General features: G+C 72.3%; 17 protein-coding genes and 1 pseudogene. 8 read left to right on the plus strand and 10 right to left on the minus strand.

The window, feature by feature from the left end:
• A complete protein-coding gene (locus K7C20_RS16275) occupies positions 1 to 1,203 on the minus strand; it encodes an amidohydrolase family protein (protein ID WP_030080483.1) in 1,203 nt (400 codons plus the stop codon).
• A gap of 196 nt (positions 1,204 to 1,399) precedes the next feature.
• On the opposite strand from K7C20_RS16275, the pseudogene K7C20_RS16280 reads away from it, so the two are divergent.
• Positions 1,400 to 2,290: pseudogene (locus tag K7C20_RS16280) on the plus strand (class I adenylate-forming enzyme family protein); the annotation flags it as partial.
• A 37-nt stretch (positions 2,291 to 2,327) separates the two neighbouring features.
• Positions 2,328 to 3,554 (plus strand): winged helix DNA-binding domain-containing protein, encoded by a 1,227-nt coding sequence (locus K7C20_RS16285; RefSeq protein ID WP_053208575.1) that lies wholly within the window; start codon positions 2,328 to 2,330, stop codon positions 3,552 to 3,554.
• 46 nt (positions 3,555 to 3,600) lie between these two features.
• Here the strand turns inward: K7C20_RS16285 and K7C20_RS16290 are convergent, their stop codons facing one another.
• Positions 3,601 to 5,946 (minus strand): protein kinase, encoded by a 2,346-nt coding sequence (locus tag K7C20_RS16290; RefSeq protein WP_053208574.1) that lies wholly within the window; start codon positions 5,944 to 5,946, stop codon positions 3,601 to 3,603.
• A 217-nt stretch (positions 5,947 to 6,163) separates the two neighbouring features.
• A complete protein-coding gene (locus K7C20_RS16295) occupies positions 6,164 to 8,317 on the minus strand; it encodes a serine/threonine-protein kinase (RefSeq protein WP_053208579.1) in 2,154 nt (717 codons plus the stop codon).
• A 207-nt stretch (positions 8,318 to 8,524) separates the two neighbouring features.
• Between K7C20_RS16295 and K7C20_RS16300 the strand changes: the two genes are divergently transcribed.
• On the plus strand, positions 8,525 to 9,775 hold the full coding sequence (locus tag K7C20_RS16300; RefSeq protein WP_053208573.1) for a serine hydrolase domain-containing protein: 1,251 nt from the start codon (positions 8,525 to 8,527) through the stop codon (positions 9,773 to 9,775).
• A gap of 78 nt (positions 9,776 to 9,853) precedes the next feature.
• Here the strand turns inward: K7C20_RS16300 and K7C20_RS16305 are convergent, their stop codons facing one another.
• Complete coding sequence (locus K7C20_RS16305) at positions 9,854 to 11,560, minus strand: glycerol-3-phosphate dehydrogenase/oxidase (protein WP_053208572.1); 1,707 nt, start codon at positions 11,558 to 11,560, stop codon at positions 9,854 to 9,856.
• Between the two features lie 217 nt (positions 11,561 to 11,777).
• Between K7C20_RS16305 and K7C20_RS16310 the strand changes: the two genes are divergently transcribed.
• Positions 11,778 to 13,025: a nucleotide sugar dehydrogenase gene (locus K7C20_RS16310; RefSeq protein ID WP_053208571.1), complete on the plus strand. Its 1,248-nt coding sequence runs from the start codon at positions 11,778 to 11,780 to the stop codon at positions 13,023 to 13,025.
• Between the two features lie 400 nt (positions 13,026 to 13,425).
• Here the strand turns inward: K7C20_RS16310 and K7C20_RS16315 are convergent, their stop codons facing one another.
• The 4 genes from K7C20_RS16315 to K7C20_RS16330 form a co-directional block, all read right to left on the minus strand.
• Positions 13,426 to 14,553, minus strand: coding sequence for a GuaB3 family IMP dehydrogenase-related protein (locus K7C20_RS16315; protein ID WP_030086062.1), 1,128 nt, complete (start codon positions 14,551 to 14,553; stop codon positions 13,426 to 13,428).
• A gap of 208 nt (positions 14,554 to 14,761) precedes the next feature.
• Positions 14,762 to 16,264, minus strand: a complete 1,503-nt coding sequence (guaB, locus tag K7C20_RS16320) for an IMP dehydrogenase (protein ID WP_030086061.1) — start codon at positions 16,262 to 16,264, stop codon at positions 14,762 to 14,764.
• 139 nt (positions 16,265 to 16,403) lie between these two features.
• Positions 16,404 to 16,976, minus strand: a complete 573-nt coding sequence (locus tag K7C20_RS16325; protein WP_030086060.1) for a sigma-70 family RNA polymerase sigma factor — start codon at positions 16,974 to 16,976, stop codon at positions 16,404 to 16,406.
• 279 nt (positions 16,977 to 17,255) lie between these two features.
• Positions 17,256 to 17,867 carry a response regulator transcription factor gene (locus K7C20_RS16330; RefSeq protein WP_003948568.1) on the minus strand — a complete coding sequence of 204 codons (612 nt, stop codon included), beginning with the start codon at positions 17,865 to 17,867 and terminating at the stop codon, positions 17,256 to 17,258.
• 379 nt (positions 17,868 to 18,246) lie between these two features.
• Here K7C20_RS16330 and K7C20_RS16335 point away from each other — a divergent pair, with 379 nt between their 5' ends.
• Entirely contained in the window at positions 18,247 to 18,579 is a 333-nt protein-coding gene (locus K7C20_RS16335) for a WhiB family transcriptional regulator (RefSeq protein ID WP_030086059.1), read from the plus strand.
• A gap of 202 nt (positions 18,580 to 18,781) precedes the next feature.
• Here the strand turns inward: K7C20_RS16335 and K7C20_RS16340 are convergent, their stop codons facing one another.
• A complete protein-coding gene (locus K7C20_RS16340) occupies positions 18,782 to 19,693 on the minus strand; it encodes a LysR family transcriptional regulator (protein ID WP_030086057.1) in 912 nt (303 codons plus the stop codon).
• A 157-nt stretch (positions 19,694 to 19,850) separates the two neighbouring features.
• On the opposite strand from K7C20_RS16340, the gene K7C20_RS16345 reads away from it, so the two are divergent.
• On the plus strand, positions 19,851 to 20,516 hold the full coding sequence (locus tag K7C20_RS16345; protein ID WP_030086055.1) for an MOSC domain-containing protein: 666 nt from the start codon (positions 19,851 to 19,853) through the stop codon (positions 20,514 to 20,516).
• Between the two features lie 189 nt (positions 20,517 to 20,705).
• Entirely contained in the window at positions 20,706 to 21,479 is a 774-nt protein-coding gene (locus tag K7C20_RS16350) for an SDR family NAD(P)-dependent oxidoreductase (protein ID WP_030086053.1), read from the plus strand.
• Positions 21,480 to 21,805: 326 nt separating this feature from the next.
• On the opposite strand, the gene K7C20_RS16355 is transcribed toward K7C20_RS16350, so the two are convergent.
• On the minus strand, positions 21,806 to 23,794 hold the full coding sequence (locus K7C20_RS16355) for a DUF2264 domain-containing protein (protein ID WP_048830003.1): 1,989 nt from the start codon (positions 23,792 to 23,794) through the stop codon (positions 21,806 to 21,808).
• Positions 23,795 to 23,960: 166 nt separating this feature from the next.
• Between K7C20_RS16355 and K7C20_RS16360 the strand changes: the two genes are divergently transcribed.
• Complete coding sequence (locus K7C20_RS16360; protein WP_245171312.1) at positions 23,961 to 25,019, plus strand: hydroxyacid dehydrogenase; 1,059 nt, start codon at positions 23,961 to 23,963, stop codon at positions 25,017 to 25,019.
• Positions 25,020 to 25,397: the final 378 nt, after the last annotated feature.

Genomic DNA, 25,397 nt, shown 5'->3' on the forward strand with positions numbered 1-25,397 from the left:
CTACTTGTCGAGGTCCAGGCCGAGCATGCGGATCGCGTTGCCGCGCATCAGCTTGTGGACCGTCTCCTCGTCCAGGCCCTTCACATGGTCGAGGGCGACCTCCTTGGTGTGCGGGAAGGTCGAGTCGACGTGCGGGTAGTCGGTCTCGAAGGTGGCGTTGTCGCGGCCGACCTTGTCCAGGGACGCCACCCCGTGCTTGTCGCGGAAGAAGCAGCAGAAGATCTGCCGGTAGTAGTAGGTGGAGGGCGGTTCGGGGATCAGATCGCGCACCCCGCCCCACGCACGGTGCTCCTCCCAGACGTCGTCGGCGCGCTCCAGGGCGTACGGGATCCAGCCCATCTGGCCCTCGCTGTAGGCGAGTTTCAGGCGCGGGAACTTCACCAGGACCCCGGAGAAGAGGAAGTCCGTCATCGAGGCCATCGCATTGTTGAAGGAGAGTGCGGCCTGGACGGCGGGCGGGGCGTCGGGCGAGGCGGCGGGCATCTGCGAGGACGAGCCGATGTGCATGTTGACGACCGTGCCGGTCTCCTGGCAGACCGCGAAGAACGGGTCCCAGTAGCCGGAGTGGATCGACGGCAGGCCGAGATACGTGGGAATCTCGGAGAAGGTCACGGCCCGCACCCCGCGGGCCGCGTTGCGCCGGATCTCGGCGACCGCGAGGCCGATGTCCCACAGCGGGATGATGCACAGCGGGATCAGCCGGCCGCCGCTGCCGCCGCACCACTCCTCCACCATCCAGTCGTTGTACGCGCGGACGCAGGCCAGCGCGACGTCCTTGTCCTGCGCCTCGGCGAAGGTCTGGCCGCAGAAGCGCGGGAAGGTCGGGAAGCACAGGGAGGCCTCGACATGGTTGAGGTCCATGTCCTTGAGCCGCTCGGCCGGGTCCCAGCAGCCCGGCCGCATCTCCTCGCGGGTGATGCCCTCCAGCGTCATGTCGTCGCGGTCGAACCCGACGGCGGCGATATTGCGCTTGTACGGGAACTTCAGGTCCTCGTAGATCCACCAGTCGGCCGGCGGCCCGTCCGGGTCCATGGTGATCCGGTACTTGCCCCCGATGTACGCCAGCTCGCCGATCCCCGTGGTCAGCGGTTTCGGCCCCCGGTCCTGGTACTTCTTCGGCAGCCAGGTCTCGAAGAGGTGCGCGGGCTCGATCACATGGTCGTCGACGCTGATGATGCGCGGCAGCTCCATCGGGTTCCCCATCGTTGTCCCCTCGGCCCATTTTCTGATGACCCGTCAGAAAGAGGCTAGCCCCGGGCCCTCTGGACCGACAAGCCGCCGACCTCTACTCTCGGCCCAAAACCTGACGCAGCGTCAGTCACAGGAGGGGCGGATGACCGGCACCACCCTCTGGGACCTGGTGGCCTGGCGCGCCGCCCGCACCCCCGGCGCCACCGCCCTCCTGCTGCACGGCATCCCCGCCCTCCTGCTGGAGCACTTCGCGCTGCCCGGATCACGCTCGCCGCCTACCGCCGCCACCGCGTCACCGTCGCCGGCGGCTCCACTGCCTTCTACGTCCTCTTCCTCGCCGAACAGCGCAAGCTGCCGCCGGGGCAGCGGCTGTTGCCTCGCTGCGGCTGCTGGCCGGCGGCGGGGCGTCCATGCCCCCGGGCTCTCTCACGCGGTCGTCGCCGAACCGGGCTGCCAACTGACCCATGGCTACGCCATGACCGAGGCCCCGATGGTCACCATGGGCGATCCGCACGACAGCCCCGAGCACCTCGCCACCACCGCCGGCCGGCCGCCCGCCGGTATGGAGATCCGCATCGCGCCCGGCACCGGCGAGATATCCCTGCGCGGCCCGGCCGTCTGCCGTGGCTACCTCGACGAGCCCGACCCCTTTGCCCCCGACGGCTTCCTGCCCACCGGCGACCTCGGCCACCTCGCCCCCACCGGCCACCTCGTCATCACCGGTCGCCTCAAGGACATCATCATCCGCAAGGGCGAGAACGTCTCCGCCCAGGAGATCGAGCAGCTCCTCCACGGGCATCCGGGCGTAGCCGACGCCGCGGTCATCGGACTGCCGGACGCCGCGCGCGGAGAAAGAGTCCGTGCCGTTATCGAACAGCCCCCGGGGGCACAGCAGTTGACGCTGCACAACGCCTGCGCGCACCTCCTCGCCCAGGGCCTCGCCCCGCACAAGCTCCCCGAACAACTGGAGCTGCCGGCCGCCCTGCCGCGCGGCGCGACCCTGCGCAAGGTCCTCAAGCAGGAGCTGCGGGAGCGGTACGGGGGCGGGCGGGACGCGCCGGGGAGGGGCGGGGCACCCGGCGGGGACCTGTCCGGGTAGGACACCTCCTGTCCTACCCGCCCCGTACCGTCGCCCCATGAGTCACTCCCGACCCCGTATCGACACCGCCGGGCGCCGTGCCCGCCTCGGACGGCGGCAGTTGCTGGCCCCCGCATACCGGGCAGCCCGTACCGAGGAGGTCGCCAACGCGGTCGTGGGGCTGCACGCCAGCGATCCGGCGACCGTCCATCTGGCGGCCTGCGCCCGGCTGGCCGCCCCGGACCCGGCCGAGGTGGAACGCGCGCTGTACGACGAGGGATCACTGGTCCGGATGCTGTGCATGCGCCGCACGCTCTTCGCGGTCGGCACCGCGCTGGCCCCGGTCGTCGCCTCCTCCACCGCGCAGGCCATCGCCGCCAAGGAACGGGCGGGAATGGTCAAGTGGATCACCGAGGGCGCGCCGGGGTGGGACGAGCGGCGGCTGGCCGATGTCGAGGCGAGGACGCTGGCCGCGCTGCGCGCGCACGGCGAGGCGACCGCGGCCCAGCTCGCCGCCGAGGTCCCCGACCTGCGCGACACCATCGTGGTCTCCCCCGGCAAGCCGTACCAGGCCACGGTCGCCGTCTCCAGCCGGATCCTGCGGACCCTGGCCGCCGAGGGCCGCATCCGGCGCGGGCGGCCGCGCGGCGGCTGGACCAGCAGCACCTTCCGCTGGAGGCCGGGCACCGCGTTCGCCGAACTGGCCGCGCCGCCGGCCCCCGAGGCGCGCGCCGACCTCGCCCGCCGCTGGCTCGCCTTGTACGGCCCGGCGACCGTCGAGGACCTCAAGTGGTGGACGGGCTGGCCCCTCACCGCCACCCGGCAGGCACTGGCCGCGAGCGGCGCCGTCGAGGTGGACCTGGACGACGGCGCCCCCGGCGTCGCGCTGCCCGACGACCTCGAACCGGTCGCCGCGCCCGAACCCTGGGCCGCCCTGCTGCCCGCGCTGGACCCCACCGCGATGGGCTGGAAGGCCCGCGACTGGTACCTCGACCCGGAGCACGTACCGCAGCTCTTCGACCGCAGCGGCAACATCGGGCCGACGGTGTGGTGGTGCGGCCGGATCATCGGCGGCTGGGCCCAGCGCGCGGACGGCGAGATCGTCTGGCGGCTGCTGACGGGCGGTGGGGGTACCTCCCTGCCCGAGCGAAGCCGAGAGCTCGGGGGAGGCAGTGAGGCCACCGCGGCGGTGACGGCCGAGGCGGCCCGGCTGGCGGCCTGGGTCGGCGACGTCCGCGTCACCCCGCGCTTCCGGAGCCCGCTGGAACGGGAGTTGAGCGGATGACCACCGGCGGCCGGACCACCGGCGGCCGGACCACCGCCCGGCCCGCTCAGCCCGGACGGTAGGAGCTCGTCGCCTGCTCGTAGAGCTCGTCCACCTCGTGCCGGCCGCTGTCCGGGCCGATGAGGAGGACGAGGTGGTAGCGGCCGTTGTGAATCATCGCGAGGTTGCGCACATACACCTCACGGCCGCTGCCGTCGCGCCAGGAGAAGGTGCCCTCGGCCATCGCCGTCTTCCCGACGTCGATCCGCTGGAGACCGGAGGCCGAGGCCCACCCGGAGGAGCGGTACGGGGCCAGCTCGGGTTCCTTGTTCTGCATGTACGCCATGGGGTCGGTACCGGAGTGCGCCGTCGTGTCGCGGCCGGGCACCACCACCAGCTCGAAGTCCCCGCCGACATAGCGCACCTGGCCCCGGTCGTTCGCCCCGCGCCGCTGCCAGCCCTTGTGGACCGCGACCTGGAAGCCCTCGGGGTCGGTGCGGACCTCGTAGCCCTTGGCGAGCTCCGTCGGCCGGGTGGTCTGCGGCGCGCCGGTGCCGGCGGAGCCGCCGTCCCCCTCGCTTCCCTGGTCCCCGGACGGCGTGGGGCCGGGTCCGGGCGCCTCGCCCGAGGTGCCCGTACGGTCCGCGCCGCGCCCGGCCTTGGAGTCCTGGCCGGACTCGGGCAGGAACGCCATCGCGTAGATGACCGCCCCGACGAGGAGCAGCAGGATCGCGGTGAGCAGCAGCCGGCCGAGATGACGCGGCGCACCCGCCGGGCGCGGTGCGGCCTCCCGGCCGGCCTGGTCCGACACCTGCTGCTCGTACGGATCCCGGTCCGCGGTCCCGCTCCGCCCCGGAGGCGTGGCGGGCTCGGCGGGCCGGTCCGTCCGGGCCGTCCTGGGCTGCCGGAGCGGCTTGGGCTGCTTCGGGGGGCGGGGCGGACGGGGCGCGGGCGGGGCGGACCGCTCCGGATCCGGCGTCCACGGGACGGGGGGCGCGTCCGCGGCCGCGGCGGCGGGCGCTCCCATGACGGCCGGTGCCGGCCGGGTCCGGGCGCGCCGGGGCGTCCGGGTCTTCTTGTGCCGCCCCTTCCGGACGAGTTCACCGCGGCGCCGCACGATCGGCAGCCGCCGCGGATCGGTGTCCTCGGCCGCCGGCATCGTCACCAGCCGGCTGCCGGCCTGCGGCTCCGGCGCCGTACGGATCAACGACCGCAGCCAGCCGCTCAGCTCCTCGACATCCGGGCGGTCGGCGGGGTCCTGACGCAGCAGGGACTCGACGACGGGACGCAGCGCCCCGCACTCCTCGGCGACCGCGGGCGACTGCGAGCAGACCAGCTGCGCCAGTTCGACGGCACTGTCCTCCGGGAACGGCGGCTGCCCCTGCACGCTCCGGTACAGCAGGGCGCCGAGCGCCCACAGATCGGTGGCCGGGCCGACCGGCGGCGCCAACTGCCAGTTCTCGTGCACCGGTCCGGCCTGCTCCGGCGCCCAGCGCTCGGTGACCGGGCCGATGACGGTCAGCCGCGCCTGCCGCGCCCGCTCGGCGGCGAGCCCGGCGGTGGGCCGGCCGTATGCGGGGGTCTCCGGGGCGCCGCCGTCCGCTGCGGGCTTGGTCAGCGAGGTCTCGGCGGAGGCGGACTCGGCGGAGGCGGACTCGTCCGGCGCGGGCCCGTCCGGCGCGGGCCCGTCAGGCGCGGGCCCGTCAGGCGCGGGCCCGTCAGGCGCGGGCCCGTCAGGTACGGCCCCATCAGGTGCGGGCCCGTCAGCCTGCGGAGCCCCGCCCGCGCCCGCGCCAAGGGCCTCGTCTCCGCACAGCGCCTCCTGGGCGGCGCCCGCCGCCAGGCCGGTCAGGATGGCCCGGCCGTCCTCGCAGACCAGGACCGTGCGGGCGGTGATATTGCGGTGCAGCCAGCCGTTCGCATGGAGCACCCGCAGCGCGGTGAGCAGATCCGCGGCGATCTCCGCCGCGCGGTGCGGGGACAGCGGCCGACCGGCGAGCAGCGCGGACAGCGGGCGGGCGGTGAGGAGTTCGGAGACGATCCACAGGCTGCCGTCCTGCGCGAAGACGTCGAAGACCTGCTCCAGCCGGGGGTGGTCGGCCAGCTGGGCCGCCGTCGTCGCGGCCTCCACCGCGCGCCGTACGGTGGGGTCCCGGGGGCTGCGGTAGGCCACCCCCGCCGTCACCCGCGCGGCGCCGGAACGGCCGCCGCCGGAACTCCGCTCGGCGGGCCCGGCCGCCTCCGCCCCCACGACCTCCGCCTCGACGACCTCCGGCAGCGGCACCTGACGGACCAGGACCTCCTGCCCGCTGAAGGTGTCGAACGCCCGGGTCGCGCTGAATTCGTCGTCGCCGAGGGGCCGCAACGGCAGGCGGTATCGCTCGGCGAGCACCCTTCCCGCGTACTCGTCCACGACGCCTCCCCGCAGCGCGCGCTGTGTCTACCGTCGCGCCGGAGCCGCCCGTCGGCGCTGGCGCCTCCGGTCACTTCCGGTCGTCTTCCCGCCGAATGCGGATGCGTACGGTCTTCGACGTCTCACGATACGTGCCCGCATCGACGCTTGCGGCCCGCTCGGCGCAACGACGCGCGACCTCTCCGTCCTTCGCCCCGTCCGCGCCCCGGCGCTCCGCTCAGTCCTTCAGCGCGAAGGTCTTGAACGCGGTCGTGATCATCTGCTGGCAGGCCTTGTCCGACCAGGCGTCCGCCTTGCAGGTGATCATGATGGCGTAGCCGTGGTCGTCATCGGCCTTGAAGCCACGGTTGAGCACCCGTACCTTCTCGCCGCTCTGCCGACGGGTGAACGACCAGTCGGCGACGGTCGGATAGCCCCGCCACTTCACGGACTTGATGTCGATGAGGTGGTAGTCCTCGCTGGAGGAGCGCACGGCCGGCTCCAGGCTGCGCCAGGAGGCCGCCGCATCGGTGCCGGGCTTGGCGTTGTAGTCGATCTGGATGCGCGGGAAGCCGCCCGAGGCGCTGTATATGGCGCCGGACCCCGCCCCCGCGGTGTCGGTCTGGTGGAAGCCCTTGGGCATCGCCATACGGAAGTGGAACTTGCCGTTGGTGAGCTCGGAGAAGCCGTCCGGCAGGGCCTTGCCGCCCTTGCCGCCCCCGTCGCCCTTGCCGCCGTTGTCCTCGGCCGGGGTGACGTTCGACGGCGGCTGCGGGCTCGACGGGGCCTGGCCCTTCGCCTCGTCCCCGCTCGTGTCGGCCGCGTCCGTCGAGGGCTTGGCCCGGCTCGCGGACGACGTGCCCTGCTTGCCGGACGCCTTGCCGCCCTTCTTCGCCGAGTCGTCGCCGCCCAGCGTGACGGCCAGCACCGTGCCCAGCACCGCCAGGACGACGACCACGGCCACGATGACCAGGGTGCGGCGCGGGACGACATCGGTCACCGACGCGCGCGCGGGCGAGCGGTTCCCGTCACCGGATCTGGAGTCCATACGGGCCGTCACCGCGGCGGCGGCACTGCGTACGGACTCCAGGGCGCCGCGCAGCCGCTCCTTGGCGGCCTCGGCGTCGAAGCCGGGACGGGCACCCGCCGGACGGTCCGCGCCCGAACCGGCCGCACCCGTACGGTCCGCATCCGCCCGGTCCGGCCCGCTGGTCTTCTCCGCCGCCGCGGCGGCTGCCTTCTTCTGCGGACGCTCCGTACGCACCGGCGCGCTCGCCGCGGCGGCCCGGGCGGCACCGGCCTTGCTCTTGCCCGGCGTGGTGCCCGCGGACGTGCCCGCGTCCGCCGTGCCCCCGTCGGACGTGTGCGCGTTCCCTGCGGCAGGCTCCGCCACCGGGACGGCCGCCGGCTTCGCCCCCCGCGTCACCCGCGACTTCGCGGCCGGCTTCGGCTTCGGGGCGGCCTTGGGCTTCGGCGTGGCCTTGGACTTCGGCTCCGCCCGCTCCCGGGGCACCGTCGGCAGCGCCATCGCCCGGGTCGCGTCCATCGGGGGCTCCGGCGCCTTCGCCTCGGGGGCGTGGATCACGTCCTCCAGCAGCGCCCGCGCACCGGCGTCGTCCAGCCGGCCCGCCGGGTCCTTCACCAGCAGGCCGTAGATGACCTCTTCCAGTGCGCCGGCGCTCTTCGGCGGCTCGACCGGCTCGGTCATCACCGCCGTCAGCGTGGCGATCGCCGAGCCCTTGTCGTACGGCGGCACGCCCTCGACACAGGCGTACAGCAGACCGCCCAGCGACCACATGTCGGCCGGCGGGCCCGGCTTGTGGCCGCGGGCGCGCTCCGGGGAGATGTAGGAGGGAGCGCCGACGAGCATGCCGGTCGAGGTCACGGAGGGGTCGCCCTCGACCTGGGCGATACCGAAGTCGGTCAGCACGACCCGGCCGTCGTCGGACATCAGGACGTTGGAGGGCTTCACATCGCGGTGCAGGATGCCCTCGGCGTGCGCGGCGCGCAGCACATCGAGCACCACCAGGCCGACCTCGGCGGCGCGGCGCGGGGTGAGCGGGCCGTCGTCGCGTACGACCTCGGCCAGCGAGCGGCCCTCGACCAGCTCCATCACGATCCACGGGCGGTCGTCCTCGTCGACCACGTCGTAGACCGTCACCGCGCCGTTGTTCCGGATCCGGGCGATCGCCTTGGCCTCACGCAGCGTGCGGGTGATCAGACGACGCTTCTCGTCCTCCTCGACCCCGCCCGGAAAGCGCAGTTCCTTGACCGCGACCGTGCGGCCCAGGACCTCGTCGCGTGCCCGCCAAACGGTGCCCATGCCGCCCCGGCCGAGAACATCGGCGAGCCGGTACCGCCCGGCGAGCAGCCTGCCCCCCTTGCCGTCCATCTCGACCTCGTCGCCCACTGAATCCCCTCTGCAATCCAGCCGAGTTGGCAGCTTCGACGTCCCATCGATCACCAAACTGGCCCAACTCGGACAACCCACCCTGGCAGAGCCTTCATTCTCCCTCATCCGCAGCGATGCGGAAGGCCCGGGTCGGTGCCGGACGACACCGCGTACCCGTCATGATGGCCCCGACGAACGGGAGTCCCGATGCCGAAGCGCTCGCCTCGCCCGGCCGCAACCGCCGCGCCCGGCCCGCCGGTGCCGGCCGTCCGCCGCCGTGCCGTGGCGCTTTCGGGGGCCCTGCTCCGTTCGGGTGGCCTGGCCGCGCTGGCCGCGCTGGTCCTGGCGGCCTGTAGCGGCCAGATCCGCTCGGTCCCCCTCGCGCACCGGACACCCGAACGGCCGCCCGCGACGACGGCACATGCGCTGCACCGCCTCGTCGACGACGGGGCCCCGGGCGCGGCCTCCCTCATCACCCGCGACGGGTTCTCCGCCGCGCGCTACTCCACGGCCGGCGTGGCCGACCTGCGCAGCGGCCGCAGGATGGCCCCGCAGGACCACTTCCGGGCCGGCAGCCTCACCAAGACCCTGGTCGCCACGGTCGTCCTCCAGCTCGTCGCCGAGGGCCGGCTGGCCCTGCACGACCACGCCGCCGCCCACCTCCCGCCCGGCGTACCGGCCACGGGCGACGGCGACCGCAGCGAGCTACGGAGGGTGACGATCCGCCAGCTGCTGGACCATACGAGTGGATTGTTCAACTACACCCAGGACCCCCGGCTCTCGAAACAGCTCTACGGCAAGGGCTTCGGCGCCCACCGCTACGACAGCCACACCCCGGCCGAGCTGCTGCGGATCGCCCTCAGCCACCCGCCGGTGGCCGCACCGGGCACCCGGTACGCCTACTCCAACACCAACTACCTCGTCCTGGGACTGGTCATCGAGGCGGTCACCGGCAACCCGTACGCCACGGAGATCCGCCGCCGCATCCTCGTCCCCGCCCGGCTCGGCCACACCTCCTTCCCCGGCACCGATCCGGTACTGCCCGAACCGCACGGCCGCGCGTACTCCCGGGCCGGTGCCCGGCGGGTGGACGCCACGTCCCTGGACCCCAGCCGGGCGGGCGCGGCCGGCGAGATGGTCACCACCCTCGGCGACCTCAACCGCTTCTTCGCGGCGCTGCTCGGCGGAAGGTTCCTGGCGCCGCGCCAGATGGCCCAGATACGCAACGAGAAGGGCACCGACGGCGCGTACGGACTCGGCCTCTACGCGACCAGGCTGTCCTGCGGGGTCACGGTCTGGGGCCACAACGGCGATATCAACGGCTCCTACGCCCGCACCGCGGGCACCGCCGACGGCCGCCACATCGTCAGTTACCGCGCCAACACCGACACCCTGCCCGACCCGGCGCACGGCACGGCGGTGCTGACCGCGGAGTTCTGCGCGGCACGGCGTCCGTAGGGCGTGCCGCCGGATCACCCCGGGGCGCGCCGACCCGGAGGACGCGCCCCGGCGCCTGCTGCCAACAGGCCCACGGGCCTACAGCGGCACGATGTCCGGAGCCCCCAGCCGCGCCGCATCCGCCGTCAGATCGTCCGGCTGCCGCTGGGATTCGCGCTCCGCCTCGACCCGCTTCCGGTAGTGCGTGATCTCCTTCTCGATCTGGTCGCTGTCCCAGCCCAGCGCCGGCGCGATCAGCTCGGCCACCTCCCGGGCGCTCCGGGTGCCCCGGTCGAAGGTCTCGATGGAGATGCGGGTGCGCCGCGTCAGTACGTCGTCGAGATGGCGGGCGCCCTCGTGCGTGCAGGCGTAGACCGCCTCGGCCCGCAGATAGTCGTCCGCGGCCGTCAGCGGTTCGCCCAGTGAAGGATCGGCCACCACCAGCTCCAGCAGCTCCTCGGCCAGCGAGCCGTACCGGTTCAACAGATGCTCGATGCGCGCCACATGGAGTCCGGTGCGCGCCGCGATCCGGGCCCGCGCGTTCCACAGCGCCTTGTAGCCCTCGGCCCCGACCAGCGGAATGTCCTCGGTGACGCTCTCCGCGACCCGCTGGTCGAGGGCGTGCACCGCCTCGTCCACCGCGTCCTTCGCCATCACCCGGTACGTCGTGTACTTGCCGCCCGCGACCACGACCAGCCCCGGCACCGGGTGCGCGACGGTGTGCTCCCGCGACAGCTTGCTGGTGGCATCCGACTCCCCGGCCAGCAGCGGACGCAGCCCCGCATACACGCCCTCCACATCGTCCCTGGTCAGCGGAGTCGCCAGCACCTCATTCACATGCTCCAGCAGATAGTCGATATCCGCGCTGGAGGCCGCCGGATGCGCCTTGTCCAGGTTCCATTCCGTGTCCGTCGTCCCCACTATCCAGTGCCGCCCCCACGGGATGACGAACAGAACGCTCTTCTCCGTCCGCAGGATCAGCCCGGTCGTCGAATGGATCCGGTCCTTGGGGACCACCAGGTGAATCCCCTTCGACGCACGGACATGGAACTGCCCGCGCTCGCCGATCAGCGCCTGGGTGTCATCCGTCCACACCCCGGTGGCATTGACGATCTGCTGCGCCCGGATCTCGTACTCGCCGCCGCCCTCGACGTCCTGCACCCGCGCGCCGACCACCCGCTCGCCCTCGCGCAGAAAACCCACCACCCGCGCGCGGTTGGCGACCTGCGCCCCGTAGGCGGCCGCGGTCCGCACCATCGTCGCCACATAGCGCGCGTCGTCCATCTGCGCGTCGTAGTACTGAAGCGCGCCGACCAGCGCGTCCGCCTTCAGACAGGGGGCCACCCGCAGGGCCCGCTTGTGCGACAGATGCCGGTGCAGGGGCAGCCCGCGCCCGTGCCCCGACGAGACGGACATCGCGTCGTACAGCGCCACACCCGAGCCCGCGTACCAGCGCTCCCAGCCCTTGTGCTGCAACGGATACAGAAAGGGCACCGGCTTGACCAGATGCGGAGCCAGCCGCTCCAGCAGCAGCCCGCGCTCCTTGAGCGCCTCTCTGACCAGCGCGAAGTCCAGCATCTCCAGATACCGCAGACCGCCGTGGATGAGCTTGCTCGACCGGCTGGACGTGCCCGAGGCCCAGTCGCGCGCCTCGACCAGCCCGGTGGCCAGACCGCGGGTCGCCGCGTCCAGGGCTGTCCCCGCGCCGACGACTCCGCCGCCGACCACGAGAATGTCCAGCTCCCGCTCCGCCATTCGGGCGAGCGCCTCGGCCCGCTGCGCCGGTCCCAGTATCGCTGTCTTCACCGCTGCCTCCCGCTGTGATCGGCGCCACACCCGCCGTCCGTCGATTCTGTCCGCGCTGCGTGCCGGTATCCACCCTTCGCTCACGACGGCAACACCCCGCCGCCTTGATCCATCAATCCCTATTCTGTGTCAAATATCCGCTTAGTGTATTTATGCGCCATCCGCATACGTCGCGCGCACACGTCATTCGCAGTCGCTCGGGAAGGACGGCCGCAGCATGCCCGCAGACCTCGCCGTCATCGGACTCGGTCACCTCGGCCTCCCCCTCGCCCAGGCCGCCACCACCGCCGGTATCGGCACCATCGGCTACGACCCCGACCCGCACACCGCCGCCCTCTCCGGCGCCGACGGGCCGCTGACCGCCACCGAACTCCGCCGCCTGCTCTCCGCCGGCTTCCGCACCACCACCGACCCCACCACCCTCGGCCGGGTCCGTACCGCCGTCCTCTGCCCGCCCACACCGCTGGGCGAGGACCGCGCACTGGACCTCACCGCCCTGGCCGACGCCGCCCGCACACTGGCCGCGCAGCTGCGCCCGCACACCACGGTGATCCTCGAATCCACCGCCTACCCGGGCACCACCGAGGAATTCCTGCGCCCCCTCCTGGAGGAGGGCTCGGGCCTCACCGCCGGCCGCGACTTCCACCTCGCCTGTTCCCCCGGCCGTCACGACCCCGGCAACCGCACCCACCGCTACGCCAACACCCCCAAGGTCATCGGCGGCCTCACCCCCGCCTGCACGGAGGCCGCCGCCGCCTTCTACAGCCGCCTCACCGACAAGGTCGTACGCGCCCGGGGCCCCCGCGAGGCCGAGACCGCCAAGCTCCTGGAGACCAACTACCGCCACATCAACATCGCCCTGATGAACGAGATGGCGGTCTTCTGCCATGACATCGGCGTCGACCTGTGGGACGTCATCCGCTGCGCCGAGACCAAACCGTTCGGCTTCCAGTCCTTCCGCCCCGGCCCCGGAGTGGGCGGCCACGCCGCCCCCATCGACCCCAACTACCTCTCCTACAAAGGCCGCTCACTCGGCCACCCGCTGCGCATGGTGGAACTCGCCCAGGAGGTGAACGGCCGTATGCCGCGCTACGTCATCCAGCGCTGCGCCACCCTCCTCAACGAACACGGCAAGTCCGCCCGCGGCGCCCGCATCCTGCTGCTCGGCGTCACCTACAAGCCGGACATCGGCGACCAGGCGGGCTCACCGTCCCGCGAGATCGCCTCCCGCCTGATGGAGCTGGGGGCCCACCTCACCTACCACGACCCGTATGTGCCCCAGTGGAACGTGCTGGGTCGGCCCGTCCCCAGGGCCGACTCGTTGTACGAGGCTGCTGCCGCCGCCGACCTGACGGTGCTGTTGCAGGCGCACCGGACGTACGACCTGCAAGGGCTGTCGGTGAAGGCCCAGTTGCTGCTGGACACCAGGGGGGCGACGCCTACCGGTGCGGCGCACCGGTTGTAATCCCACGTTTTCGGCTGCGGCGCCGTGCCGGTTTCCGCCTTCGGCGGGGGGGTTGGGCGGGGGCCGCTTGCTGTGTGTGGTGGGTGCCGGTGGCGGGCCTCCGGCCCCACCCCCTCCCGCCCGGGGTGGCGACCCCCGCCCGGTGGGGAGTGTCCTCAGAGACCAGAAGCTCGGCCGCGCGACGATGCGGCCGAGCTTCCGGTCTTTGGTTTTCTCCTGCTCCCCCACCGGGGCGGGGCCCACAACGGACGGGAGGGGGCGGGGCCGGAGGCCCCGAACCCGGCACCCCCACAAACCCAGGGGCCCCACCCCACACAACCAACCCCGCCCCCGCCGAAGGCGGGAAAAGAACAACCGACGAGGTACGGCGGGCTCACCCGGCAACGTGGGAAACGCCGCGTCAGCCGTTGTCGTGCTGCGAAGGCGACACCGTCACCTCGACCCGCTGGAACTCCTTCAGCTCCGAGTACCCGGTCGTCGCCATCGCCCGGCGCAACGCACCGAAGAAGTTCATGGAGCCGTCGGGAACCGTGGACGGCCCCAGCAGCACCTCCTCCGTGGTGCCGACCGCACCGAGGTCCATCCGCTTGCCGCGCGGCACGTCCTCGTGCACCGCTTCCATGCCCCAGTGGTGGCCGCGGCCGGGCGCGTCCGTGGCGCGGGCCAGCGGGGAGCCCATCATCACGGCGTCGGCGCCGCAGGCGATCGCCTTCGGGAGGTCGCCGGACCAGCCCACACCGCCGTCGGCGATGACGTGGACGTAGCGGCCGCCGGACTCGTCCATGTAGTCGCGGCGCGCGGCCGCGACATCGGCGACCGCGGTCGCCATCGGGACCTGGATGCCGAGGACGTTACGCGTGGTGTGCGCGGCGCCGCCGCCGAAGCCGACCAGCACACCGGCCGCGCCCGTACGCATCAGGTGCAGCGCCGCGGTGTACGTGGCGCAGCCGCCGACGATGACCGGGACGTCCAGCTCGTAGATGAACTGCTTGAGGTTCAGCGGCTCGGCCGCGGAGGAGACGTGCTCGGCGGAGACCGTCGTCCCGCGGATCACGAAGATGTCCACGCCCGCGTCCACGACGGCCTTGGAGAACTGCGCCGTACGCTGCGGCGACAGCGCGGCGGCGGTGACGACACCGGCGTCCCGCACCTCCTTGATCCGCTGCCCGATCAGCTCTTCCTTGATCGGCGCCGCGTAGATCTCCTGGAGCCGCTTGGTGGCCGTGGGGCCGTCCAGCTCCGCGATCTCGGCGAGCAGCGGCTCCGGGTCCTCGTACCGGGTCCACAGGCCTTCCAGGTTGAGGACGCCCAGACCGCCCAGCTCGCCGATGCGGATCGCGGTCTGCGGCGAGACCACCGAGTCCATGGGAGCGGCCAGGAACGGCAGCTCGAAGCGGTAGGCGTCGATCTGCCAGGCGATCGAGACCTCCTTCGGGTCGCGGGTGCGGCGACTGGGTACGACGGCGATGTCGTCGAATGCGTATGCCCGGCGGCCGCGCTTGCCGCGCCCGATCTCGATCTCAGTCACGTGTGTGGCCTTTCCCTCTACGTCTGCTGTCCCAGTATCCCCGACACGGCGAAGCCCGCGGCCGGGGTGCGGCCGCGGGCTTCCGCGTGGCGTACGGCACGACCGTACGCCCAGGTTCAGCGCCGGCTGTAGTTCGGCGCCTCGGTCGTCATCTGACCCCAAGCCCCGGGGGACAACCCCCGGACCCCCGGCCGGAGCCGCGCCCCACTCAGCGACGCGAGTAGTTCGGCGCCTCGGTCGTCATCTGGATGTCGTGCGGGTGGCTCTCCTTGAGGCCCGCGGAGGTGATGCGGACGAAGTGCCCCTTCTCCTTGAGCTCGGGGATGTCGGCGGAGCCGACGTAACCCATGGAGGCGCGCAGGCCGCCGACGAGCTGGTGCGCGACCGAGGAGAGCGGGCCGCGGTAGGGCACCTGGCCCTCGATGCCCTCGGGGACCAGCTTGTCCTCGGAGAGGACGTTGTCCTGGAAGTAGCGGTCCTTGGAGAAGGACCGGCCCTGGCCACGGGACTGCATCGCGCCGAGCGAACCCATGCCGCGGTACGACTTGAACTGCTTGCCGTTGATGAAGACCATCTCGCCGGGCGACTCCTCGCAGCCGGCCAGCAGCGAGCCCAGCATGACCGTGTCCGCACCGGCCGCGATGGCCTTGGCGATGTCGCCGGAGAACTGCAGACCGCCGTCACCGATCAGCGGCACACCCGCGGCGTTCGCGGCCTTCGCCGCCTCGTAGATCGCGGTGACCTGCGGGACGCCGACACCGGCGACGACGCGGGTGGTGCAGATGGAGCCGGGTCCCACGCCGACCTTGATGCCGTCGGCACCCGCGTCGATCAGCGCCTGGGCGCCGTCACGGGTGGCGACATTGCCGCCGACGACATCGACGTTGATGTTGGACTTGACCTTGGCGATCATGTCGAGGATGCCGCGGCTGTGGCCGTGCGCGCTGTCGATGACGAGGAAGTCGGCACCGGCCTCGACCAGCGCCTGCGCCCGGTCGTACGCCGCGTCGCCGACACCCACCGCCGCACCGACGACCAGCCGGCCCTCGGCGTCCTTGGCGGCGTTCGGGTACTTCTCCGCCTTGACGAAGTCCTTGACGGTGATCAGGCCCTTGAGCACGCCCGCGTCGTCGACCAGCGGCAGCTTCTCGATCTTGTGGCGGCGCAGCAGCTCGATGGCGTCCTCGCCGGAGATGCCGACCTTGCCGGTGACCAGCGGCATCGGCGTCATGACCTCGCGGACCTGACGGCTGCGGTCCATCTCGAAGGCCATGTCGCGGTTGGTCACGATGCCCAGCAGCTTGCCCGCGGCGTCGGTGACCGGCACCCCGCTGATGCGGAACTTGGCACACAGCGCATCGGCGTCGGCGAGCGAGGCGTCCGGACGGACCGTGATCGGGTCGGTGACCATGCCGGACTCGGAGCGCTTGACCAGGTCGACCTGATTGGCCTGGTCCTCGATGGACAGATTGCGGTGCAGTACGCCCGCGCCACCCTGCCGCGCCATGGCGATGGCCATCCGCGCCTCGGTGACCTTGTCCATCGCCGCGGACAGCAGCGGGATGTTCACCGCGACGTTGCGCGAGACCCGGGACGCGGTGCTCACCGCGTTGGGCAGCACCTCCGACGCACCGGGCAGCAGCAGCACGTCGTCGTATGTCAGCCCGAGCATGGCGAATTTGGCGGGCATACCGTCGACGTTGTCACTCATGACACCTTCCCCAATGCTCTTGCCTCAGCGCGGACTCCCATGCTAACGGCCTAAGGAAGTGTCCCAATCCACGAGCGATGAGGGCCTCGTCACTTGTGTATTTCTACGGCGATATTCCGCCATCCATGGTGCGGATCTGCTACTGCTCCGCGAGCGCCCGCAGCCTGCTGAGCGCACGGTGCTGGGCGACCCGCACCGCACCGGGCGACATCCCCAGCATCTGCCCGGTCTCCTCGGCCGTCAGCCCGACGGCGACCCGCAGCAGGACCAGCTCACGCTGGTTCTCCGGAAGATTCGCCAGCAGCTTCTTGGCCCACTCGGCGTCGCTGCTCAGCAGCGCCCGCTCCTCGGGGCCGAGGGAGTCGTCCGGCTGCTCGGGCATCTCGTCGGACGGCACGGCCGTGCTGCCATGCCGCATCGCGGCCCGCTGAAGATCGGCGACCTTGTGGCCGGCGATGGCGAAGACGAACGCCTCGAAGGGCTTGCCGGTGTCGCGGTAGCGCGGCAGCGCGCACAGCACCGCGACACACACCTCCTGCGCCAGATCCTCGACGAAGTGCCGCGCGTCACCCGGCAGCCTCGACAGCCGGGTGCGGCAGTAGCGCAGAGCGAGGGGGTGCACATGGGCCAGCAGATCGTGCGTGGCCCGCTGGTCCCCCTCGACGGCTCGTGCGACGAGAGCGCCGATTTCCTGCTTCCCGTCATCACGCATCGGACCATGGTGCCTTGGTGCCGCTCGATCCGCGGCATCAGGTCCGTACTTGTGCACTGAAGCGTTATGCGCGGCAGGTGCGCCGGCTGTCATGTCCTGCGCCCTCCCCTCGTGCCCGACCGACCCGTCCCCGAGGAACTCCATACCTCAAGGATGCGGCACCGCGCGGTGAAACGGACCGCCGGCGAACGCGGCGGCTTGCGGGGCACCCTGCCGCCCCGCCCGCCGCAGGGCGGGCGGGGATCTTCACTCCCCCGCATCGCTGCACGTCACAACGCCTTAGCGGACCAGTCCCCAGCGGAAGCCCAGGGCCACCGCATGCGCCCGGTCGGAGGCGCCGAGTTTCTTGAAAAGGCGCCGGGCGTGGGTCTTGACCGTGTCCTCCGACAGGAACAGCTCACGGCCGATCTCGGCGTTCGAACGGCCGTGACTCATGCCCTCCAGTACTTGGATCTCGCGCGCGGTCAGCGTCGGCGCGGCACCCATCTCGGCGGACCGCAGCCGGCGCGGGGCGAGCCGCCACGTCGGGTCGGCGAGCGCCTGGGTCACCGTCGCCCGCAGCTCGGCGCGCGAGGCGTCCTTGTGCAGATAGCCGCGGGCACCGGCGGCGACCGCGAGCGCGACACCGTCCAGATCCTCGGCCACCGTGAGCATGATGATCCGTGCGCCGGGGTCGGCGGACAACAACCGGCGCACGGTCTCGACACCGCCGAGGCCGGGCATCCGTACGTCCATCAAAATCAGATCCGAACGATCGGCACCCCAGCGGCGGAGGACTTCCTCGCCGTTGGCCGCGGTCGTCACACGCTCGACGCCGGGCACGGTCGCAACCGCCCGACGGAGCGCCTCTCGGGCAAGCGGGGAGTCGTCGCAGACGAGGACGGATGTCATGACCGCCCTCCGCAGCTGATGCGCGTCACCTTGAGCCTCCAGGCTGGTACGTATCGTCACCTGTGCGATTGGCGGCCTCGGACATCTGCCCGACGACTACCTCTGCCAATCGCCTCCGCACTCTCAACGACGGTCACCCGAAAGAGTTACGGCTTCGGCGACCGAGTTCAACACGCTCCGTGAGGAGCCGGATACGCAGACGACTCATCGGGCGACCGGCATCCGCGCGTGCACCCTATGCCCTATTTGGCTCTCTTTCTTCCATTTTCATGGTGACTATGACTAGATTCGCAATGAGTCATATTTACATCTACTTCGACAGTAGATGTACCGTCGTGAGCACCGAGCCCGAATCAGCATCGCTTCGAGGGGACAAGCAATGGCAGATTTCTCCCGCCTCCCGGGCCCGAACGCAGACCTCTGGGACTGGCAGCTGCTCGCCGCCTGCCGCGGTGTGGACAGCTCGCTCTTCTTCCATCCCGAGGGCGAGCGCGGAGCGGCCCGCAGCGCGCGTGAGACATCGGCGAAGGAGGTCTGCATGCGCTGCCCGGTACGGGCCGAATGCGCGGCGCATGCCCTGGCCGTCCGTGAGCCCTACGGGGTGTGGGGCGGCCTGACGGAGGACGAACGCGAGGAACTCATGGGACGGGCCCGTCACCGGCTGATCCCCGCGTCCTCCATGACCGGTCCCACGGGCGTCCCCGGCGCCTGAACTTCAGGAGCGCATCACTCCTGAAGAAACGTTCCTGCATGGCTGCACGCCGACAGAGCTGCGGCGGGAGAGTGCTGCCGTGAGGGACGGGCTCGGTGCCACCAGGCCGTGCGACGGGTCCGGCGGACCGTACGGCCAGGGGTTTTCCGCCGGAACGGTGCCGTTCGGCAGCTACGGGCGGGCGCGGACGTGCGCGGACCCCTCAGCGCCCTGCTGCATCCGCCAGCCGGTCGAGCGTCGCCGCGACGGCGGGGACGTGCGCCAGATCCGGCAGCGTGAGCGCGACGATCTCGCGGTGCACGGCGGGCTCCATACGTATCGCCGTGGCCCCCTTGGGGCGTACCGACTCCAGGGTGAGCTCCGGCAGCGCGGCGACCCCCAGGCCCGCGCCGACCAGGCCGATCACGGCCGGGTAGTCATCCGTCGCGAAGTCGATACGCGGGGTGAAGCCCGCACTCTCACAGACCTCGACGAGATGCCTGCGGCAGCGGGGACAGCCCGCGATCCAGGCCTCGTCGGCCAGCTCGGCGAACCGCGCGGTACCCGCCTTCGCCAGCCGGTGGCCGTCCGGCACCAGGCCGATCAGCCGGTCCGCCAGGATCGGCCGCACCACCAGGTCGTCCCATTCCGCCCCGGCCGCCGGGTCCGCGCCGCGCACCTCCGGATAGCGGAAGGCCAGCGCGATCTCGCAGTCGCCGTTGCGCAGCATCTCGATCGAGCGCGGCGGCTCGGCCTCGACCAGCGAGACCCGGGTCCCCGGGTGTGCGGCGCGCATCTTCGCCAGGGCGGTCGGCACCAGCGTCGAGCTGCCGGAGGGGAAGGACACCAGCCGCACCCGGCCCGCACGCAGGCCCGCGATGGCCGCGATCTCCTCCTCGGCGGCGGTGAGCCCGGCCAGGATGCCGACCGCGTGCCGTACGAGCGCCTCGCCCGCCTGGGTCAGCCGCATCTCACGGCCCGCACGCACCAGCAGCGGGGTGCCGGCCGACTGCTCCAGGGCCTTCATCTGCTGGCTGACGGCCGGCTGGGTGCAGCCCAGCTCCCGCGCGGCGGCGGAGAACGAGCCCGTCCTGGCGACGGCGCGCAGCACGCGGAGATGACGGGCCTCGATCATGATTCGAGCATAAGCCGGTCTTGGGTTGATCGGGAAAAATTGGGTCGCTGCTTTCGGGGAACTAGCTAGCGTGGACCGAGATCCGTGGCGTACGTGAGTCGGGGGTGCCCCGACGGCCCTGTCGCGGATCACGCCGATCGAGCAACGGAGCGCCGTAATGAAGCTGCTGACCGTGAACCTGGGGCAGCCCATCCCGTCCGAATTCACCGACGCCGAGGGCGGCACGGGCATCGACAAGCGGCCCGTGGACGGCCCCGTGCCGGTCACCGCTCCCGGCCCCAAGGGCACCGGCGGCAGCGGGCTGGCCGGTGACGCGGTCGTCGACCTGCGCCATCACGGCGGCGACGACCAGGCCGTCTACGCCTACGCGCGCGAGGACCTGGACGACTGGCAGCGGGAGCTGGGCCGCGAGCTGGCCAACGGTTTCTTCGGCGAGAACCTCACCACCTCGGGCGTCGAGGTCACCGGCGCCCGCATCGGCGAACGCTGGCGGGTCGGCCCGCAGCTGCTGATGGAGGTCACCTCACCGCGTATCCCCTGCCGCACCTTCCACGGATGGCTCGGCGAACGCGGCTGGCTCAAGCGGTTCACCCAGGCCGCGGTGCCCGGCGCGTATCTCCGGGTGATCGAGGCGGGCGAGATCCGCGCGGGGGACGCCGTCGAGGTGGTGCACCGCCCGGATCACGAGGTGACGATCGAGCTGATGTTCCGGGCCCTGACCAGTCAGCGGGAGCTGCTGCCGCGGTTGCTGGAGGCGGGCGGCGCGCTCCCGGAGGAGGCGCGGCGCAAGGCGCTGAAGTATGCGGAGCAGGCAGGGGATTGAGCCGCGGGGACGTATGGGACGGCTCAGCGGCGCCGGGCGGGCGGCCCGGGTAGCCGGCGGCCCTGCGGGCCCGAGCGGCGGGGCCTCGGAACCGGTTGCCGGAGGGTGTGTCGCGCGGTGTGCGCGGGCGGCCGCGCCGCCGGGGGGAGGGGCTCGGGTGTCGCGCCCGCGGGCGGATAGCGTGCCCGTATGACGACTGCATTGATCACGGGAGCGACGGCGGGCATCGGGGCGGCGTTCGCCCGGCGGCTCGCGAGCGACGGCCACAGCGTGGTGCTGGTCGCGCGCGACGAGAAGCGACTGCACGAGCAGGCCACCGAGTTGCACGACCGGCACGGCATCGAGGCGGAGGTGCTGAGCGCCGATCTGGCCACCGACGAGGGCATCGCGGCCGTCGAGGCGCGGCTCTCGGACACCAAGCACCCGGTGGATCTGCTGGTGAACAACGCCGGCTTCGGCAACAAGGGCGAGTACCTCGAAGTCTCGATGGCCGACGAGCTGACGATGCTGAAGGTGCACTGCGAGGCAGTGCTGCGGCTGACCACGGCCGGGGTGCGCGGGATGCGGGAGCGGCGGCGGGGCGCGGTGGTCAATGTGGCGTCGGTGGCGGCGTTCGTGCCGCGCGGCACCTATGGCGCGAGCAAGGCGTGGGTCGTGCAGTTCACGCAGGGCGCCGCGCGGGATCTGGCGGGCAGCGGGGTGCGGCTGATGGCGCTGTGCCCGGGGTTCGTGCGGACCGAATTCCACCAGCGGGCGGGCATGGGGACGGACAACATCCCCGGCTGGATGTGGCTGGACGCGGACAAGCTGGTGAACGCCGCGATGAAGGACCTGACGCGGGGGAAGTCGCTCTCCATCCCGGACCCGCGGTACAAGGCACTCATGGGCGCCGCGAAGTTGGCACCGCGTGGGGTGCTCGGGGGTCTTACGTCGCGTACGGGCCGTAAGTACGGGCCTCGCTGACGCGGCGTCGTTCGCGGACGCGGGTGTTGCTTGCGGACGCGGGTGTTGCTTACGGACGCAGGCGTTGCTTGCGGACGCAGGCGTTGCTTGCGGACGCAGGCGTTGCTTACGGACGCAGGCGTTGCTTACGGACGCAGGCGTTGCTTGCGGACGCGGGTGTTGCTTGCGGACGTTGCTTGCTGACGCGGTGCTGCTTCCTGCGTTGCCGGGGGCAGGGATGACGTGTTCCTGCGTTGCCGGGGCGGTGACGTGGTGGTCAGTCCTTTCCGCTGCACGGGGCGGAGGGGCGGGGGCCGGGCGGCGCCTCCGGGAGCAGGGCTGCCGCGTTACGGCCCCGGCTCCTCCAGCCCCTGCGGGCCGTCACCTGCTCTGGGCGGGTGAGCCAGGGTCAGATGAGCGCTCGTGCCGTCCTGCCAGGTGACATGGATGTCGTGGCCTGTGAGGTGTGTGGTCGCCAGGGTGTGTACGGGGGCGGGATCCGGGTCCCCTGTCAGGGACGCCAGGGCCACGAAGAGGGTGCCCCCGGGGCCGGAGGTGAGGGTGCCCTCCAGGACGGCGGTTTCGGTGCCGGGGCCGATGAGGGTGCTCCCCGTCGGGGTCTGACGGGCCGGGGTGTCGTAGCCGTGGACGGGATGGAGCTGGGCGGTGGGGCCGTCGGGCGTGGTGGCCCAGCCCGTCTGGCGTACGCGGGTGCCGGGGGCGGCGCCGGTGACCAGATGGGCGCGGAGTTCGGCGCGGCCGTGGATGAGGGTGGCGGACAGGATCCGGATACCGGGGAGTTCGCTGCCGTCGGCATGGCGGGGTGTGTGGAGGGAGGACGCCCGGCCGGGGCCGGTGGCCTGCGGAGTGGCGGGGCCACGGGTGGTGGGGTGGCCGTCGATGAGCAGGGCGAAGTGGTTGTCGGGCAGGGACTGGTCTGCGGCGGTGGGCGCGGTCGGGCCCGTACGGGTCGAGTAGGCGAAGCGGGCGTAGTAGGGGTCGGGGGCGGCGAGGGTGGAGTTGCTGCCGTGGTTGTGGAGGCGTACCAGGCCGTCGGAGGCGGTGGAGTGCAGCAGCAGACCCGTAGGGCCGAGGGGGTGGGCGGCGTCCGCGGTTTCGGCGGGCAGGGGCGCCTCGGGGTCGGTCCAGGCCGGGTCGCCGGCGGGCAGCAGGAGGCCGAGGAAGCCCTTGGCCGCCCAGTAGGGCGAGGCCGGGCCCGAGTAGCTCTGGAGCATCGGGGCGTACGGCCCGTACCAGCCGAGTGGTAGCAGGCCGTCCTCCGTGACGGCGCCGCGGTCGAGGAAGTGGCGCAGGGCCCCGGAGGCGAGGCGGCGGGTGGCGCCGGGGGTGAGCGGGGTGTGGCCGGTGAGGGCGCCCAGCCACGGAGCGGCGGTGGCGGCGAAGCGGTAGGTGAGGGAGCGGCCGAACGGCAGCGGCGCACCGTTGGCGTCGAAGAGGCGGGTGTAGCCCTCCAATTGGGCATGCAGACGTGCGCCGTAGCCGGCCAGGAGCGTCCGGTCGCCGGCGAGGTGGGCGTGCAGGACCGGGTAGAAGTGCATCGCCCAGGCGTTGTAGTGGTCGAATGCGCGGTTTTCGCCGTCCGAGTACCAGCCGTCGCCGAGGTACCAGTCCTCGATACGGGTCAGCGCGCGGTCGATGGCGGCCTGAGCGCGTACGGTCTCGATGCCCGCGTCGCGGAGGAAGCCGCCGACGGTGAGGCCGAAGAGCCACCAGTTGTTGTCGACGGGGGACGGGCCGAGGGCGGGCAGCAGCCAGTCGGCGACGCGGGCGCGGACTCCGTCGTCGAGGGTGTCCCACAGCCAGGGGCGGGTCAGGCGCAGGCCGAGGGCGAGCGAGGCGGCTTCGACACGGGCCTGCCGGATGGTGCCGACGCGGGGCCAGGAGTCGGGGTCGACGGGCGTCATCTCGCGCGCCCTGCTGGGCTTTCGGGTGCCCGCGGCCAGGCCTTCGGCGTAGCGGGAGAGGTGGCCGTGCGGGTCGTGGCCCTTGCTGCCGGCGACTCTGAGGGCGGCGAGCAGGAACGTACGGGCGAAGCCTTCGAGGGCGTCCGAGCGGGGGCCCGAGGAGCTGGGGCGGGCGCCGGGGAAGGCGATCAGGCCGTGGCGCGGGGAGGCGTAGCGGGCGGTGGAGTGCAGCAGACCGTCGGCCGTCGCTTCCCAGTGGGCGCGGGTCCAGCCTGTGTACGGGCTGCGGCGGCGGTCCTCGGGCGGGAGGGGGAAGGGGAGCGATAAGGAGTGCTGGGGCGAGTGGTGTGGAAAGTGCCGGTGACGTTCGGGTGGGGTCTGGGGTTGGGGCTGGGTCTGGGGCTCGGTCATGGCTTCCCCTGAGGCGGTGGGTGGCGGCCGGGCGGCGGAATCCTTCAACCGAGGCCGGCAGCACGTCAGTCGAAGGGACGGAGAATGGGATCGAAGCCGGTCTCCCAGCCGGCAGCGGCAAGTGACGAACAACGACGGGCGACCGCGAAGGAGCACGTTCCTCACTATGCACCCCACCACTGACAATGCCCCCGGACCTGCGGAAATGCCGCCTTCCCGGCCCACGTTGCTGCTGGCGATGGGCCCCGGCGTCGCCGACCGGCTCCTCGATGCCCGCCACCACACCCGCCTCGCGGCCCTCGCCCGTACCGACCCACGCCTCGTCGCCCACGATCTGGCCCACCCCCCTCCCGAGGTCACCGCCGCGCTCGCCTCCGCCGAGGTGCTCCTCACCTGCTGGGGCGCCCCGCCGCTCACCGGCCCGGTGCTGGACGCGGCCCCCCGGCTGCGCGCCGTCGTCCACGCCGCCGGATCGGTCAAACACCACATCACCGACGCCTGCTGGGAGCGCGGTATCGCGGTCAGCTCGGCCGCCGACGCCAACGCGCTCCCGGTCGCCGAATACACCCTCGCCGCGATCCTCTTCGCCAACAAACGCGTGCTGCACTCGGCCCACCGCTACCGCGGCCTGCGCACACCGCACGACTGGCACCAAGAACTCGCCGCCGCCGGCAACTACCGCCGCACCGTCGGCGTCATCGGCGCCTCCCGTGTCGGCCGCCGCGTCATCGAGCTGCTGCGCCCGTTCGACCTGCGCGTCCTGCTGCACGACCTGTATGTGTCCGCCGCCGAGGCCGCCCGGCTCGGCGTGTGCCCGGTCCCCCTCGACGCCCTCTGTGCCGACAGCGACGTCGTCACCGTGCACGCCCCGCAGCTTCCCGCCACCCGCCATCTGCTCGGCCGCCGCGAACTGGCCCTGCTGCCCGACGGCGCGACCCTGATCAACACCGCCCGCGGCTCCCTGGTCGACGGGACGGCCCTGCTCCCCGAGCTGGTCACCGGCCGCCTGCACGCCGTCCTCGACGTCACCGAGCCCGAACTCCCGCCTCCCGCTTCGCCGTTGTACGAGCTGCCGAACGTCCTGCTGACGCCACACGTGGCGGGGTCGCTGGGCACCGAACTCCACCGCCTCGCCGACCACGCCCTCAACGAACTCGAACGCTATGCCCAAGGCCGCCCGTTCACCGGCCCCGTACGCCCCGAGCATCTGCCCCACTCGGCTTGACCGGGCCCGTCCAGAGGGCACCGGCCACCCCCGCTGGGCTTGCCCAACGCGCCTGGGGTCCATCGCTTCCGGGGGCCCACCGCTTCCGGGGGCCCGGCACACCCTGGAGGCTCACCACTTCCGGGGGCCACCACGCTTGAAGGCCCACTAACGGCCCACCGCACTTGGGGCCGCAGCACACTTGCGGTTCCTGCCCACCACACCCGCCCACCCCCCGAAGGGGGGTGGGCGGCGGGGAAACAACAACACCGGGGTGGGCGGCGGGGAAACAACAACACCCAGGGGGGCGGCGGGGAAACAACCCAGGGGCGCCGAGCACAAGCGAGCCCCCAGGAGCGCCGAGCGCAAACGAGCCCCCTAGAGCGCCGAACCCAAGCG

The organism is Streptomyces decoyicus, from assembly GCF_019880305.1.
GTDB classification, from domain to species: Bacteria; Actinomycetota; Actinomycetes; order Streptomycetales; family Streptomycetaceae; genus Streptomyces; species Streptomyces decoyicus.